Here is a 13,018-nt window from a genome sequence, read left to right on the forward strand (position 1 = left end):
CTCCTTGCCTGCCGGCAAGTGCCTGACCTGGCCAAGCAGGATCTGAGAACCTTCGGCGCGGACATGTTTGCCTCGACGGCCGTCGAGTATTTCGCGCCATACGAAGCCGTTCACCGACAAAATGTCGAGGCTGTGCTGGCGGCAAAGGGCTAATGGCTAGCCCAGGAACGGCCGCGCCAGCAGCTCCAGGCCAAGCACGATCAGGAAGATCAGAAACCAGCGCCGGAAGGTCGCCGGGCTGATGCGCTGCCTGAGCAACTGGCCGAGCCACATGCCGAGCAGGGCCGGCAGCACCGCCAGCGACGACATCGCGAGATGCTCGACCTCGAACGCTCCGTGCGAGGCGAGGCCAAGCGCCAGCGCGATGGTGGACACGGTGAAGGAAAGGCCGAGCGCCTGGATCAGGTCGTCCCTGCCGAGCCCCAGCGCCTGGATGTAGGGCACGGCCGGCACCACGAAGACGCCGGTGCCGCCGGTGACGAGGCCGGTGAGGACGCCGATGATGGGCGACAGCCAGCGCTCGGCCCGGGCCGGAATGCCGGGCTGCCGCGCCAGGAGTGTGTAGGCGGCGTAGAGGACAAGGGCGGCGCCGAGGCCGGCGGTCGTCCATTTGACATTGTCGCTGGCGAGCAGCCGCGCGCCGGCAATCGTGCCGATCAGGATGCCGGCCATCATCAGCCACAGCCGGCGCAGGATCGACGCGAAGCTCGGGCCGGCGAACAGCTGCCAGACATTGGTGACGAAGGACGGCACGATCAGCAGCGAGGCCGCGGTGACAGGCGGCATGACGGTGCCCAGAAGCCCCATCGCCAGCGTCGGCAAGCCCATGCCGGTCACGCCCTTGACGATGCCGGCCAGCAGGAAGGTGATGGCGATGGTTGCCGTCAGCGCCAGGGAAAAATCGGACATCGCCCTTCATGCTGGGCCGGCGCCTGCTTCAAAAGGGCCAGAAGCCTTTGTTGCGGATGGCACAGAAATCCGCGCAAACAAAAAGCGGCGCCTCTCGGCGCCGCTTTCGTCTCGGGAGGAGACGGACTTTTGAGGATGGAGCCCGCGCTTAGGCGGCCGCCTTGGCCTCGATCTGCCTGGCCTTGTCCGAGGACTGGGTGATCGCGATCTTGCGCGGCTTCAGCTCCTCGGGGATGTTGCGCTTGAGGTCGACGAAGAGCAGGCCGTTCTTCAGCGTGGCGCCCTCGACCTCGACATGGTCGGCGAGCTGGAAACGCCGCTCGAAAGCCCTGGACGCGATGCCGCGATAGAGCAGCTCGGAGCCCTCGCCATTGCCCTCTTCCTTGCGCTCACCCTTGACGGTCAGCACGTTGCGGTGGGCTTCGATCGAGATCTCGTCTTCCGAGAAGCCGGCAACCGCCATCGAGATACGGTAGGCGTTCTCGCCGGTGCGCTCGATGTTGTAGGGCGGATAGGTCTGCGCGCCGTCGGGCTGGCCGAGCGAATCGAGCATGGTGAAGAGACGGTCGAAACCGACGGTCGAACGATAAAGCGGGGAAAAATCAACGTGACGCATGGGGTGTTCTCCTACTGAGCAACAGAGTTTGCGTTTGGCCGCTGCGAAACCCGGAATGGCGCTTCGGATGGGCCAGCGGTCCCGACATCGGCGACCGCACCAGACATTTGGGAAGCGCAAAAGGGCATTTCAAGATTTTTTGCGGACATGACATTCCGGCCTCGATGAACGGCAGATGAACCGCGGTTTCGGCCTGCGTTCAGCCAGGCGGCGTTAGGATGCGGCCAGGATCAAGGACCAGGCGGCGCGCCCAACAGACGCCGCGACGAGGCCGAGCCGGGTGTTAACGTCCCTTCCTCCCGGATCGACAGAGGCCGGAGGCCGCCAACGCTGCTTCCGGCCTCGTTCGTTGTCTCCACCTCACCTCCGCGACGCCTTTGCTTTTGCCGCATGGCCGTCTATCACCATGCGACGCCTCGCCAGCTCGGGCGACGGAGCAAAGAACGAAACGCCGAATGACGGATCTCTTTTATCAGACGCCGGACAATCCGCCGCCGGAGAACGCCGCCGGCGGCTTCTTCACCACGCGTGACCGCAAGAAGATCCGCTACGGCGTCTTTGCTGCCACCACCCGCCCGCTCAAGGGCACCGTGGTCCTGCTCACCGGCCGCAACGAATGCGTTGAGAAATATTTCGAGACCATCCGCGATCTTTGCGGCCGCGGCTTCGGCGTCGCCACGCTCGACTGGCGCGGCCAGGGCGGCTCCGACCGGCTGATCGGCGACCGGCAGCGAGGCTACGTCCGCAGCTTCCGCGACTATGCCAGCGATCTCGAGCAGTTCTTCGAGGAGGTGGTGCTGCCTGACTGTCGCGGGCCCTACTACATCCTGGCCCATTCCGCCGGTGCGGTGGTCGCGCTGCTCGCCTCGCCTTCGATGGTCAATCGGGTGCGGCGCATGGTGCTGATCGCGCCTTTCCTGACCTTGCCCGATCTGCCGGTGTCGATAAGCACCGTCCGCCGCGTCTGCACGGTGTTCTGCGCGATCGGCCTTGGCCGGCTCTATGCCGCGATGGGACCGCGACCGAAGGAGACGACGCCGTTCGAGATCAACAAGGTGACGTCGGATCCCGCGCGCTACCGGCGCAACACCGGCATCTACGAAGCCTGGCCGCAGCTGGCGCTCGGCGGGCCGACGATCCGCTGGCTGAAGGCGGCGGCCGAGGCCTCCGTCAAGATAGGCGATCCGGATTTCATGGGCGCGATCCAGGTTCCGATGCTGGTGATCGCCGCCGGTGCCGACCAGGTCGTCTCGACCAAGGCGGTGGAAGCCTATGCCAGGCGCCTGCGCCTCGGCTCGCTGCTGATGATCGACGGCGCCCGCCACGAGATCCTGCAGGAGAAGGACCTCTATCGCGAGCAGCTTCTCGCCGCCTTCGACGCCTTCATTCCCGGAACCGGCGACGCGCCCTGATCAGCGCCCGGGCACTGTCATGGCGTCCATGACCGAGGACAGCTGACAGCCTGCTCTCAGGACCAACGACCGCGGGCTCTCAGCCGCGCAGAGCAGCCATCGCCGCCGCGTGGAGCTCCGGCGTCGCCCCAGCGAGGATGTCCCCGCCCTTCTCCGCCGGTCCGCCCTCAAACGTGGTGACGACGCCGCCGGCCTTCTCGATGATCGGGATCAGCGCCACGATGTCATAGGGTTTCAGCCCGGGGTCGGCGACGATGTCGACGCTTCCCGCGGCGACCATGGCGAAGGCATAGCAATCGGTGCCGTAGCGGGCGAGCTGGACCTGCTTTTCGAACTGGTCGTAGCGCGTGCGCGCCTCGCCCTTGAACAGCGCCGGCGTCGTCGTGAACAGCGTCGCCTTGGCGAGGTCGGTCGTCTTGCGCGTCGCAAGCTTGCGCGGCCCGCCCGGACCCTCATAGTGGGAACCGGACGCGTTGGCATAGAACAGCTCGCCGGTGAAAGGCTGCGACATCAGCCCGGCGACGGCGTCGCCCTCGACGGTCAGTCCGACCAGCGTTCCCCAGACCGGCAGGCCGGAGATGAAGGCACGCGTGCCGTCGATCGGATCGATCACCCAGACATGCCGGCTGGAGATGTTCTCGCTGCCGTGCTCCTCGCCGAGAATGCCGTGATCGGGATACTCGGCCGATATCAGTGCGCGGATCGCCCGCTCGGCCTCGCGATCGGCTTCGGTGACCGGATCGAAGCTGCCAGCCTCCTTGTTGGTTACCGCGCCCTGGCTGCGGAAGCGCGGCAAGGTCTCGGCGGCGGCGGCATGCGCGATGCGCCGGATAAAGTCGATGCTGATGTCCAACTGATTCTCCCGCTTTGCAGCATGCCGTCCTTTGCCGATGATTTCCTGCCGGAACAAGGGGAGGGATCACTTTAGCGCCGCGGCAACTGTTGCCTGAATGTCACGCAAACGCCACCGAAACGCAATTTCCCATTCACTGTGAATTAAAAAAGCCTGAAGTCGATTGACATTTGTGCATCGCACAATAGATTTGTTCTCGGACAGGTTTTCCTGTCCATGCCCTCCTTGGGCGTTTCCTCCCTAGACTTCGACCGTGTCGTGAAAACGATGCGGTCTTTTTTTCACCGGCTCGCGGCGCGGGCGGGGAGCGCCTGGCTTTATTCGGCGGCCAGCGGCAGATCGACGAAATGATGGTCCGGCATCGCCATTAGATCGGCCGAGAAGCGGGTGAGGTCGTCGGCAAGCGCGTCGAAGCCGGCGGATTTCTGGAACGTCCGCTCGTTCATGTAGAGCCCGCGATTGACCTCGATCTGCAGCGCATGCAGATGGCGCGCCGGACGGCCGTAATGCTCGGTGATGAAGCCGCCGGCATAGGGCTTGTTGTGGGCCACCGTGTAGCCCATGCCGGTGAGCAGGGCGATCGCCGTCTCGGTCAGCGCCGCCGTCGCGGAAATCCCGAAACGGTCGCCGATGATGAAATCCGGTCGCACGCCGTTGTCGCCGACCCTGATGCTTGCCGGCATCGAATGGCAGTCGATCAGCACCGCGTAGCCGAACCTGGCATGCGTGCGGGTCAAAAGCCGCTTCAGCGTCTCGTGATAGGGCTTGTACACGGTCTCGATGCGCGCCACCGCCTCGGCCAGCGGCAAGCGGCCGGAATAGATGTCGAGCCCCTCCCCGACGAGCTTGGGCACGGTGCCCAATCCGCCAGCCACTCGCGCCGAGCGGATGTTGCAGAAGGACGGCACCGGCTCGGCGAACATGCGCGGGTCGAGCTCCCAGGGTTCCCGGTTCACGTCGAGATAGGCGCGCGGGAAATTCGCCGCCAGCAGCGGCGCGCCGAGCGCGATGGCGCCGCCGAACAATTCGTCGACGTAGCAATCCTCGGACCGGCGGATGGCGTTGCGGTCGAGCCTGGCCATGGCCAGGAAGCGTTCGGGATAGTGGCGGCCGCTATGCGGCGAGTTGAACAGGAAGGGGACGCGCTGCTCGGCGCCCGATCGGATTTCGAAGGGTGGAACGACCGAAAAATCCTCGGCTGCCGTCTTCAATGTGAATGAACCAGGAAACAGCACTGCATCATGAGTCAAAACTGCCATTTCGATAGCCGCATGTCCAGCTTTTAGGCGCCCCGAACCCCTGCCCGAACTGAGTATAATACGGCCTTCGTTCACTTGATGTTTACCGTCACCTCCTCATATACAGGATGGTTAACGGGCTAGCCCGGCGCCAAGGTTGGGCGGGTGATTCGGACGGGATATGATGGCACGCATTCTGCTGGCGGAAGACGATGACGATATGCGCCGGTTCCTCGTCAAGGCACTGGAGCGCGCCGGCTATCAGGTGAGCGATTTCGACAATGGCGCCAGCGCCTACGAACGCTTGCGCGAGGAGCCGTTCTCGCTGCTTCTGACCGATATCGTCATGCCGGAGATGGACGGCATCGAGCTTGCGCGCCGCGCCACCGAGATCGACCCCGACCTCAAGGTGATGTTCATCACCGGCTTCGCCGCCGTCGCGCTCAATCCCGACTCCAAGGCGCCGAAGGACGCCAAGGTGCTGTCGAAGCCGTTCCACCTGCGCGACCTCGTCAACGAGGTCGAAAAGATGCTGCAGGCGGCCTGAGGCGTTTCCGGCTCGATCCCGGCGCGCCTTCGGGGCGCGACAAAACGAGCCCTTCTTTCATTTTTCCACCTATTGACGTGCTGGATCAAAAATGGTGTATGCGCGGCATCGGATGGGCGTGTAGCTCAGCGGGAGAGCACTGCATTGACATTGCAGGGGTCACAAGTTCAATCCTTGTCACGCCCACCATCCTTTCAATAACTTAGCTAAGCCCTTGTGCCGATTGGCACAGAAACGGCACAGAAATGCCCGGTAGTGAACGAGTCGCGAAGCATTTTCTGACCGCTTGAAGCCGGAGGTCGGTGCACCTAGATCAACGCCGTTCGAAGCTATTGGGGAGGCAGGTATAATGGCGCTTACTGACAACGATGTTCGTCAAATTCTTGGGATGGTTGCTCGGGGGGACAACAAGCACGATATCGCCGCATGGTTCGGAGAGAACCAAGGTCGCGTAGCAGATGCCGAACAAGGCAAGTTCGGGAAGTTTGAGGCCGCGGCCGCTAACACCCTTCCTCCGAAAGGGCCGCCCGGCACGAATAGTCGCTGTCCCGCTCCAATATCTTTCGACATGGCGGTACCCACATCAGAGCTGGAGCCGCCGTGCTAGCTTTCTCCCAAACAAACCATGCGTAGCCAGTCGCCGTAGTAGCCTTACGGTCCAAGCGGCCTTTCACCATAGGAACGCGCTCCGCGAACTGAGCGAATTTGGACGGCGGCCGCGAACTGAAAAGATCCTCGTATCTTCCGACGCTTTCGAGGAAGACTGTCCTCGCGAGCATCGCAACGCCCATGCGCGCAACCGTTAGCGCTCGGTCGACAAACTCTTCGGCAAGGCGGAAAGGCGGGTTTGTGATCACCCAATCGTGCGAGACTGCTTCAAAGGGGTAGACTAGGAAATCGCGGACTGGCCCAAACCCATAGTGATACGCGTCTGAGGACTGCACAGAGCCGAAATACTCTTGCAAGGGGCGGGACATGTGACCTTGGCCACAGGCGGGCTCGAGGCAGGTCATCCCGCGAACGTTTTCAGGACCGATCACGTGCTCGATCAACGCGCGCGTAGCCCACGGAGGCGTCGGAAAATTGTCTGTGCTGTCCTTGGGCTCGTGCCGCTGAGCCATGACCGCGTGAGAAGTGTTTTGCATACGCGCCCTACCTTGTTTGGCGCACGATAGACATGTTCGCTTAAAAAAGATTCCCCCTTCAGCAACTATTTTTTCGCCCGTTTCGCCGGGCTCTTTCGTCTTTGCTAAACCTCGGCCGCGTTCTTCTGGAAGTCGACATGATGGTGGCCGTACACTTTTTCCAGAGTCTTGGCTGACATGCCGAGCGCGCCGGCCGCTTCCCAGATGTCGATGCCGGCGAACATCATCCACGTGGCGCGCGTGTGGCGCAGGACGTGGGGTGTGATCGGCGACTGGCCAGTGACCTCGGGCTGAAGCCAGGCGTTGTCGATCGCCATTTCCCAAGCGGTGCGCACGGACGCGACGCCGCGCCCCATGTAGTGCACGACGTGCAGATGGGACGCCACCGGCTCGCCGGCTTCCTCCGATGCCTCGGCTCTCGCTGTGTCGTCGATCCGCTTCCAGCGTGACAGATGCGCGGAGATGCGGCGGCCAAGCCTGACGGGCGGCTGACGCTTGTTGGTCTCGGTAGCGCCCTCGCCTCGTCGATGCATGACGCCGCGGTTAAGATCGATCCAGCCGCCTCCGGTGTTCGTCATCCACTGAACATTGCAGATCGCCGCTCGTCTGGATCCTGTGTAAAGCCCGAGTAGGATGAAGCGGGCAAGGTGGCGGTTGATGGCGAACTGGTTCCGGCACCACCTGAAATGCTCGCGCCTAGTCGACACGTCGCACCACATTTCCCGATAGAAGCCGAGTGCGCCGGCCAGGTGCATCGCGGCTTCTGTGCGCGTCAGCCAGCGGTCGCGCGGCGGCGGTACGTCCGGCATAGTCACTTCGGGCACCGACGCCAGCGGGCCGTGCTCTTTGTGCCAGTGGTTGATCGCTTTGGAGAGCTCCGCCAGTTCGCGCCGGATCGTGCCCGCCTGCACGGTCGTTCCTCGCACCACCGTCTTTCCGCGAAGCCGGGCATAGGCTCGGCACGTTTCGCCGCGCACATCAGCCAGAGTCTTCGGCGGTCCCCAAAAGGTCAGAAGAGCGGCAAGCGCGTAACCGCTCCGCTCTGCCGATTTTTTGTGGGGCGCGTATTCGCGACCGTAGGCCGTTAGGACTTCGGCAATCGAGAGGCTAGAGAGATTACCTTCGCGGGTAACTGGCTTGAACTTTTCCGCGATGTACTCGCCGAGCCTTTTTTCAGCTCGTTCGCGATCTGGTTCGCTGCAGCCTGTGCGCTCGAAGACCTCGCCGACGTCTCGGATGACCCATTCTCGGCGCTTCGGGTCGAGGTAGAGGCGGGCGCCTTTGGCTGGTCTTGGCATTTGGTCATCATCTCCCTCACGGCATGCGGGGTCACGAAATCGGTGCGGCCGATCCGCATAATGCTAAGCCGGCCACGGCGAGCTTCAGCCCGCAACGTGGCCGGCGTGATGCTCGGCTTGCCACTCCTGGTCGGGAAGAATACCGCACAGGCCTCTTTGAGCGTCAAGGGCGCCTCGGTCGCGTCGAGTGTCATGGCCGCGCCCCGCTCGACTTCAGCACCGCCTCGGCGTCGAGGGCGCGGTGCTTCCAGATATCGCGTTCGATGGCGATCTGGCGTTCCGCTCGTTCGGCCCTCTCGGCGCGCTGGTCGGCTTGGGCGGCCTTGAACTCGGCCGCTGTCACCTGTCCCTGTAGCCCAGCGATATGGGCGCGCGTCTGGCGCTTGTATTCCGCCATGCTGCCGGCCATCAGGTTTTCCCGCTGATCAGCGCCTTCAAAACGCGCGCAGTCAGTCCGGCTTGGCCGTCGATCTTGGCCGGCAGATCGATCGCGAGCAGATACTTCTGCCAAACGACGCGATCGACTTCCCATTTCGGCTGTGCGGCGCACAGGGCCACCAAGGCGTCATCCATGGCGTCCATCGCGTCGAATTCCGCCTTTTGCGAGATCAGCTTCCAGTCCTCCAGATCGCACTGCTTGCGAGCTTCGGCGCTGGCATGGATGTGCATGGCGATGGCCTGCATCGTCGGGGAGAGATCAGCCATTGCCGCCCCCTTTCAGGCCTTTCCGACGAGCGGCGGCGCGTTCATTGGCTTCGCTCGCTGCCTGAAGATTGTGCGCAGCGGCCTCGCACGGATCGCGCCAAGGGTCGCAGAAGCTGATGCCGAAATGAGACTTGTGGAGGGTGGTGAGCTTCCCGCCCGTCACATCGTTCAATGCGTTCAGGGCCGAAAACAGCAGCCGTTCGAGGGTGCGGAACTGACGCTTTACCTCGTAGTCTTTCTCTGCTTCGGGATACTGGTCCTCGATCCGGGCCACGAAGTCGATGGCGACAGCGATCTGAACAAGGGAGCCGTCCAAGCTCGAAGCTCGGACGTTGGCAACCATATCCCTGAGCACTACAACCATGTCGTCCTGATGATGTTCGGCGGCTCCATAGATACGATGAGGGCCGTGCTGCTTGGCGTGCATGGCCTCATATTCGAGTTCCTGCAGCCGTTCCTGCTCGTCCATAGCCTGGCCGAGCTGAAGGCCGTAAACGAACGCCGGATCGGCCGGCACTGGAACTTTCACGTTCCGCGTGTTATTTGATGCTGGTGTCACGTTTGATCTCCATCGGGTGTGACATTGGGGAGCCGCCCTGCAAGGCGGTTTCATTTCGAACGGCGATCAGTTTGAGCCTGCAAGCTCGCTGGTCGCCGTTTTCGTTTCGCGGTCCATGCGGTCGCGGATGCACCGCACAATTTCACTGGTTCTTGAACTGCCGTTCCGGGTGGCCTGCGCGTCGATAAACGCGACGGCATCGGCCGGTAGTCGCATATTCAGTTGGGGGTCTGCTCTTGCCATTTAGCTATGCTCCGTTAAGGTTAATATGAAGCACGGTGCTTTAAAGCACGGTTCTTCATTGCGGTCAATAGCACGGTGCTTTAAATGGCGGGCATGGCGAGAAATGATCCTCAGGTAAACCTCCGCATGCCGGCCGATCTTAAGGACCGGCTGGAAGCTGTTTCCAGGGACAGCGGGCGATCGCTTACCGCCGAGATTGTCGATCGCTTGAGGGTTAGTTTTGATTGGCCGGCCATTCGAGATGGCCTGCGTGATGAGCGGGATTTCATCGAAGGCAAATGGAAAGAAGCCCAGCTTGAATTGGCGGTCTGTGAGCGCGAACTGAAACAGCAGAAGACGGTTACGCACCAGCTCCAAGCGCTGATCAGCGAAGCGGCGGAAGACGCGCAGCACCGGCAAGCCGCCGAAGATGCGATCGAGAAGCGGTATGCCGAATTGAAAGAGCAGTCCGACCTTCTGGAAGGGTTGAAGGAAGAACTGGCGCATCTTTCGCACGCCCGAGGTGATACCTCCGCGCAGACAGAGATCCTGCTTAAACAGCAGAGCGAATTGATCGAGCAACTGCGCGTCAACCAGTCGCTTAGTGAGCAGACGATCATGGTTTTCCGCGACGCTTTTCTTGATGCAGCTTCCGGGGATGACAGCGCGTTCAACCGGCTGATCGAGCAATTCCGCAAGATCAAGAAATCGTAGGCTTCCCACGTGCGTCGAGCGCATGCTCGTGCGCGAGAGCATCACGCCACGTCCTTCAGAAGGAACGACATGACGGCGTTGGCCGCGCGTTCGCAGGGGTAGTCGCTATCAGCGCCTTCGTACTCGCCTGGGCTTTCGCTTAAGTAGTAGGCATGGCCCCAGACCATCGCCAGCACTCGGACACCGTCCAGAGTCTTCGGCGTCAGCATCACGATCTGCGACGCAATCGCTTGGCAGTTATCCGATGCGGAGATGATCGCCTGATCCGCCACGAAGTCGTCGCCGGACGCGCGGAACGCGGCGCGCTCGGCCTGCCATGCATTCAGAAGGTCATTGCCGAGCGCGAGCAGATCGGCGTCGGGATGGGCGGGGACAACGTGCGCGTTCATGACTGGCTCCAAGATGTTCGGTTGAAGCCATTAATGCATGACGCATTAACTTAGTCAATGCGTTGTGCATGAATTGATGCGATTGAGCAAAAGACTTTTAGAGCCGCGAAACCTGCCCGACCACGCGGCCGATGATTCGAACGTCGCCGAGCAATGCGTTCTGCGGTGGAAGGGCCGGATTGTCGGACAGGATCGTAACCGCTGGCGGGTTGCTGAATAGGACCTTCGAAAGGCGCTTCACGCGCGGCTCGCCGTCGCCGTCGTCGAAGACATAGATGCCGTCGGCGCCGAATGAATTCTGGCGCGTGTCGACAATGATCCTGTTTCCTGGCTGCAGCGTGGGAGCCATGCTGTCGCCGATCACGGCCATGAGAATCGAGCCGGCCGGGGACGCCTGCAGCTCGTGCCGAAAGAACGCGTCAGGGATCAGCCATTCGCCGACAACCTTGTGGCCGGTGACGCTGCCGGCGCTGGATATTGCGACAACCTCGGCGCCTATCTGTCCAGAGCCAGCGCCAGGCCTCACGTCGATCTCAGGCCGAGCGCCAGGCAGCTTCGGCTTGTATTGATGACCGCCAGCTACAGCCCCGCCATCTTCGTCGTCATGGCTTGAGTCGTCTGGTGCTGCAGGATCCCAATCGTCGAGCGAAACTCGATGGTGTTCTTCCAGGTGCTTCAGTAGCCGCCCCAATTCTTCGTCAAGGGTCATCGGCTCTTCGCCAAGCATCAGCCATGCGGGGCGGACGTTAAAGGCTGATGCGTATTTTTTAACGGTTTCCGCGTCGAAAGCGCGAGAGCCGTTCTCATGCCCGCCGTACGTTCCGGCGCTGACATTCAGCATCTCGGCCGCCTTCATCGCGGACCGGTACCCTGCTTTTTGCCGCGCCATTCGCAACCGGTCGGCCGGTGTCGTCAATTCCTTCTGCATGCACGAGCCCCTAAAAGTGAAAGTCCGTGCATTATGCATGAAAATAGCAATGCATGTTGCATTGTTTTCGCTCTTCGTTATGCTATGCTTAACGCATTGATTTTTGCGATACGCATAGAGAAGGACGATGACCGAAACGACGACCCGCATCGCCGACACCGCCCCGATTACCCCTGATGAGATGGTGAAAATCCGCAACGCCAAGAACTGGAAGCGATCGAACCTCGCCCACTACCTCGGCTGCAACTACACCACCGTCTGGCGCATGGAGAATGGCCGGATCGGCATCGACGGCGCACATCAGCGACTGCTGCAGCAGCTCAAGGCTGCCGCGTGACCGCTTTCACCTCCGTTCGGACGGCCGACGGCACCGTGATCGCCCGCGATCCCCTGTCCGGCCTCACGGTGTCCGGCACAACCCAGGCTGGCGCGCTCGCGGAGTTGCGGCGGCTTCTCGCCATGAAAGACGCTGCATGATCAAGACCACGACGCTACCGGCGGCGGAAACCGCGCGCCTTGCTCAATGCGAGCAGATCATTGAACGCGGGTTCGCCGTGTTCTTCGAAGTCGGCCAGGCCTTGGCCGAAATCCGCGAAGCCAAGCTGTACCGCGCCAGCCACGACACCTTCGAAGACTACTGCAAGGAGCGGTGGGACATCGGCCGCTCAAGGGCTTACGAGCTGATCGACCAGGCGACAGTGGTGAAGGCGATCACCGATGCCGGCGTGAATTTGTCCGCCGTGGCGGACATTTCGAAACGGGACGTGCGGGAGCTCAAGAAAGACCTTCCCGCCGCCGCCAAGCAGATCAAGGACAAGATTAAGAAGGGGGCCGCGCCGACAGAAGCAACCGCCGCTGTTGTCGCGCAGATGGCTGCCAAGAACGATCAGGCCAAGGCAGACAAGAAGGCGCAGCAAGCCGAGTTCGATCGCCAGCGCGATGAGAACCGCGCCAAGCTTCCCGATGCTGTCAGGCAGAGCGAGGCCGCGAAGGACGCGGCGATTGCAGCGGCAAAAGCGACCCCCGCGTCTGTTTTGACCGACGCCGAGCGGGTTCAAGAACTCGAGGAAACGGTTCGCATCCTGGAAGGCGACATCGAGAAGCTGAAGGCCGAGAACGCCAAGTTCGCCGACATGTGGGTGCTCTACCAAAAGGGCGGCTTCGAAGCGGTCATTGGGGCTAAGGACGAGCAAATCCGCGTTCTGAAGACGCGTGTCGCGACGGAAAGCGCCGACAAAGCCAGTTGGTCGCGAACCGCGGGCTTTTGGAAGAAGAAGGCCGAAGAGCTTGGCTACACCAGCCAGGACGATGTTGTGATCCCGCTCGACGAGCCGGCATTCGGAGGCCTCGCTTGAGCGACGTGCACCAACTCCTTCTGCGGGTTCGGTCGCTCGGCGCCAATCTGATCGCCGACGACAAGGGCCTGCGCATTATCAACGGCTCGAAGCTGCCGAAGGAGGCGCACGCCTACATCACCAAGCAC

General features: G+C 62.1%; 17 protein-coding genes and 1 tRNA gene. 7 read left to right on the forward strand and 11 right to left on the reverse strand.

Annotated elements, in window-relative coordinates; all coding sequences use genetic code 11:
* Window positions 1-156 precede the first annotated feature (156 nt).
* Entirely contained in the window at window positions 157-909 is a 753-nt protein-coding gene (locus tag EN738_RS19685; RefSeq protein ID WP_127285161.1) for a sulfite exporter TauE/SafE family protein, read from the reverse strand.
* Window positions 910-1,057: 148 nt separating this feature from the next.
* On the reverse strand, window positions 1,058-1,525 hold the full coding sequence (locus EN738_RS19690; protein WP_126058414.1) for an Hsp20 family protein: 468 nt from the start codon (window positions 1,523-1,525) through the stop codon (window positions 1,058-1,060).
* A gap of 455 nt (window positions 1,526-1,980) precedes the next feature.
* Here EN738_RS19690 and EN738_RS19695 point away from each other — a divergent pair, with 455 nt between their 5' ends.
* Window positions 1,981-2,937: an alpha/beta hydrolase gene (locus EN738_RS19695; protein WP_127285162.1), complete on the forward strand. Its 957-nt coding sequence runs from the start codon at window positions 1,981-1,983 to the stop codon at window positions 2,935-2,937.
* 79 nt (window positions 2,938-3,016) lie between these two features.
* Here EN738_RS19695 and hisN read toward each other — a convergent pair whose 3' ends face one another.
* Both hisN and EN738_RS19705 read right to left on the reverse strand, forming a co-directional pair.
* A complete protein-coding gene (gene hisN, locus EN738_RS19700; RefSeq protein WP_127285163.1) occupies window positions 3,017-3,790 on the reverse strand; it encodes a histidinol-phosphatase in 774 nt (257 codons plus the stop codon).
* A gap of 317 nt (window positions 3,791-4,107) precedes the next feature.
* On the reverse strand, window positions 4,108-5,049 hold the full coding sequence (locus EN738_RS19705) for an N-formylglutamate amidohydrolase (protein ID WP_127285164.1): 942 nt from the start codon (window positions 5,047-5,049) through the stop codon (window positions 4,108-4,110).
* Window positions 5,050-5,212: 163 nt separating this feature from the next.
* On the opposite strand from EN738_RS19705, the gene EN738_RS19710 reads away from it, so the two are divergent.
* Complete coding sequence (locus tag EN738_RS19710; protein ID WP_006199474.1) at window positions 5,213-5,575, forward strand: response regulator; 363 nt, start codon at window positions 5,213-5,215, stop codon at window positions 5,573-5,575.
* A gap of 114 nt (window positions 5,576-5,689) precedes the next feature.
* Window positions 5,690-5,764, forward strand: a tRNA-Val gene (locus EN738_RS19715).
* Window positions 5,765-6,824: 1,060 nt separating this feature from the next.
* Here the strand turns inward: EN738_RS19715 and EN738_RS19725 are convergent.
* From EN738_RS19725 to EN738_RS19745, 5 genes are all read right to left on the reverse strand, one after another.
* Complete coding sequence (locus EN738_RS19725) at window positions 6,825-7,646, reverse strand: tyrosine-type recombinase/integrase (protein ID WP_189605898.1); 822 nt, start codon at window positions 7,644-7,646, stop codon at window positions 6,825-6,827.
* Window positions 7,647-8,208: 562 nt separating this feature from the next.
* The gene (locus tag EN738_RS19730; RefSeq protein ID WP_127285167.1) at window positions 8,209-8,427 is read right to left on the reverse strand and encodes a hypothetical protein; all 219 of its coding nucleotides are present in this window, start codon (window positions 8,425-8,427) and stop codon (window positions 8,209-8,211) included.
* Window positions 8,427-8,702: a hypothetical protein gene (locus EN738_RS19735; protein ID WP_127285168.1), complete on the reverse strand. Its 276-nt coding sequence runs from the start codon at window positions 8,700-8,702 to the stop codon at window positions 8,427-8,429. The genes EN738_RS19730 and EN738_RS19735 overlap by 1 nt, the downstream gene beginning before the upstream one ends.
* Window positions 8,703-8,715: 13 nt before the next feature.
* The gene (locus tag EN738_RS19740) at window positions 8,716-9,282 is read right to left on the reverse strand and encodes a hypothetical protein (RefSeq protein WP_127285169.1); all 567 of its coding nucleotides are present in this window, start codon (window positions 9,280-9,282) and stop codon (window positions 8,716-8,718) included.
* Between the two features lie 66 nt (window positions 9,283-9,348).
* A complete protein-coding gene (locus EN738_RS19745) occupies window positions 9,349-9,525 on the reverse strand; it encodes an Arc family DNA-binding protein (protein WP_127285170.1) in 177 nt (58 codons plus the stop codon).
* Window positions 9,526-9,618: 93 nt separating this feature from the next.
* Here EN738_RS19745 and EN738_RS19750 point away from each other — a divergent pair, with 93 nt between their 5' ends.
* Complete coding sequence (locus EN738_RS19750) at window positions 9,619-10,218, forward strand: Arc family DNA-binding protein (RefSeq protein ID WP_127285175.1); 600 nt, start codon at window positions 9,619-9,621, stop codon at window positions 10,216-10,218.
* Between the two features lie 41 nt (window positions 10,219-10,259).
* Here EN738_RS19750 and EN738_RS19755 read toward each other — a convergent pair whose 3' ends face one another.
* Window positions 10,260-10,607 carry a hypothetical protein gene (locus EN738_RS19755; protein ID WP_127285171.1) on the reverse strand — a complete coding sequence of 116 codons (348 nt, stop codon included), beginning with the start codon at window positions 10,605-10,607 and terminating at the stop codon, window positions 10,260-10,262.
* 97 nt (window positions 10,608-10,704) lie between these two features.
* The gene (locus EN738_RS19760; RefSeq protein WP_189379559.1) at window positions 10,705-11,535 is read right to left on the reverse strand and encodes a S24 family peptidase; all 831 of its coding nucleotides are present in this window, start codon (window positions 11,533-11,535) and stop codon (window positions 10,705-10,707) included.
* A gap of 127 nt (window positions 11,536-11,662) precedes the next feature.
* Here EN738_RS19760 and EN738_RS19765 point away from each other — a divergent pair, with 127 nt between their 5' ends.
* Genes EN738_RS19765 through EN738_RS19770 form a run of 3 tightly spaced genes read left to right on the forward strand, consistent with a single transcriptional unit; the run spans window position 11,663 to window position 12,890 of the window.
* Complete coding sequence (locus EN738_RS19765; protein ID WP_127285173.1) at window positions 11,663-11,872, forward strand: hypothetical protein; 210 nt, start codon at window positions 11,663-11,665, stop codon at window positions 11,870-11,872.
* A complete protein-coding gene (locus EN738_RS35555; protein ID WP_189379557.1) occupies window positions 11,869-12,012 on the forward strand; it encodes a hypothetical protein in 144 nt (47 codons plus the stop codon). The genes EN738_RS19765 and EN738_RS35555 overlap by 4 nt, the downstream gene beginning before the upstream one ends.
* Window positions 12,009-12,890 (forward strand): hypothetical protein, encoded by an 882-nt coding sequence (locus EN738_RS19770; RefSeq protein WP_127285174.1) that lies wholly within the window; start codon window positions 12,009-12,011, stop codon window positions 12,888-12,890. The genes EN738_RS35555 and EN738_RS19770 overlap by 4 nt, the downstream gene beginning before the upstream one ends.
* The last annotated feature ends 128 nt before the right edge of the window (window positions 12,891-13,018 follow it).

The organism is Mesorhizobium sp. M4B.F.Ca.ET.017.02.2.1 (assembly GCF_003998955.1).
GTDB lineage: Bacteria > Pseudomonadota > Alphaproteobacteria > Rhizobiales > Rhizobiaceae > Mesorhizobium > Mesorhizobium abyssinicae.

What these genes read in the sequence shown, in the direction of transcription:
- EN738_RS19685 (WP_127285161.1), bottom strand. Translation starts at nt 909, where the DNA reads ATGTCCGATTTTTCCCTGGCGCTGACGGCAACCATCGCCATCACCTTC.
- EN738_RS19750 (WP_127285175.1), top strand. Translation starts at nt 9,619, where the DNA reads ATGGCGAGAAATGATCCTCAGGTAAACCTCCGCATGCCGGCCGATCTT.
- EN738_RS19770 (WP_127285174.1), top strand. Translation starts at nt 12,009, where the DNA reads ATGATCAAGACCACGACGCTACCGGCGGCGGAAACCGCGCGCCTTGCT.
- EN738_RS19730 (WP_127285167.1), bottom strand. Translation starts at nt 8,427, where the DNA reads ATGGCCGGCAGCATGGCGGAATACAAGCGCCAGACGCGCGCCCATATC.
- EN738_RS19745 (WP_127285170.1), bottom strand. Translation starts at nt 9,525, where the DNA reads ATGGCAAGAGCAGACCCCCAACTGAATATGCGACTACCGGCCGATGCC.
- EN738_RS19710 (WP_006199474.1), top strand. Translation starts at nt 5,213, where the DNA reads ATGGCACGCATTCTGCTGGCGGAAGACGATGACGATATGCGCCGGTTC.
- EN738_RS19765 (WP_127285173.1), top strand. Translation starts at nt 11,663, where the DNA reads ATGACCGAAACGACGACCCGCATCGCCGACACCGCCCCGATTACCCCT.
- EN738_RS19690 (WP_126058414.1), bottom strand. Translation starts at nt 1,525, where the DNA reads ATGCGTCACGTTGATTTTTCCCCGCTTTATCGTTCGACCGTCGGTTTC.
- EN738_RS19755 (WP_127285171.1), bottom strand. Translation starts at nt 10,607, where the DNA reads ATGAACGCGCACGTTGTCCCCGCCCATCCCGACGCCGATCTGCTCGCG.
- EN738_RS19695 (WP_127285162.1), top strand. Translation starts at nt 1,981, where the DNA reads ATGACGGATCTCTTTTATCAGACGCCGGACAATCCGCCGCCGGAGAAC.
- EN738_RS19735 (WP_127285168.1), bottom strand. Translation starts at nt 8,702, where the DNA reads ATGCAGGCCATCGCCATGCACATCCATGCCAGCGCCGAAGCTCGCAAG.
- EN738_RS19705 (WP_127285164.1), bottom strand. Translation starts at nt 5,049, where the DNA reads ATGGCAGTTTTGACTCATGATGCAGTGCTGTTTCCTGGTTCATTCACA.
- EN738_RS19760 (WP_189379559.1), bottom strand. Translation starts at nt 11,535, where the DNA reads ATGCAGAAGGAATTGACGACACCGGCCGACCGGTTGCGAATGGCGCGG.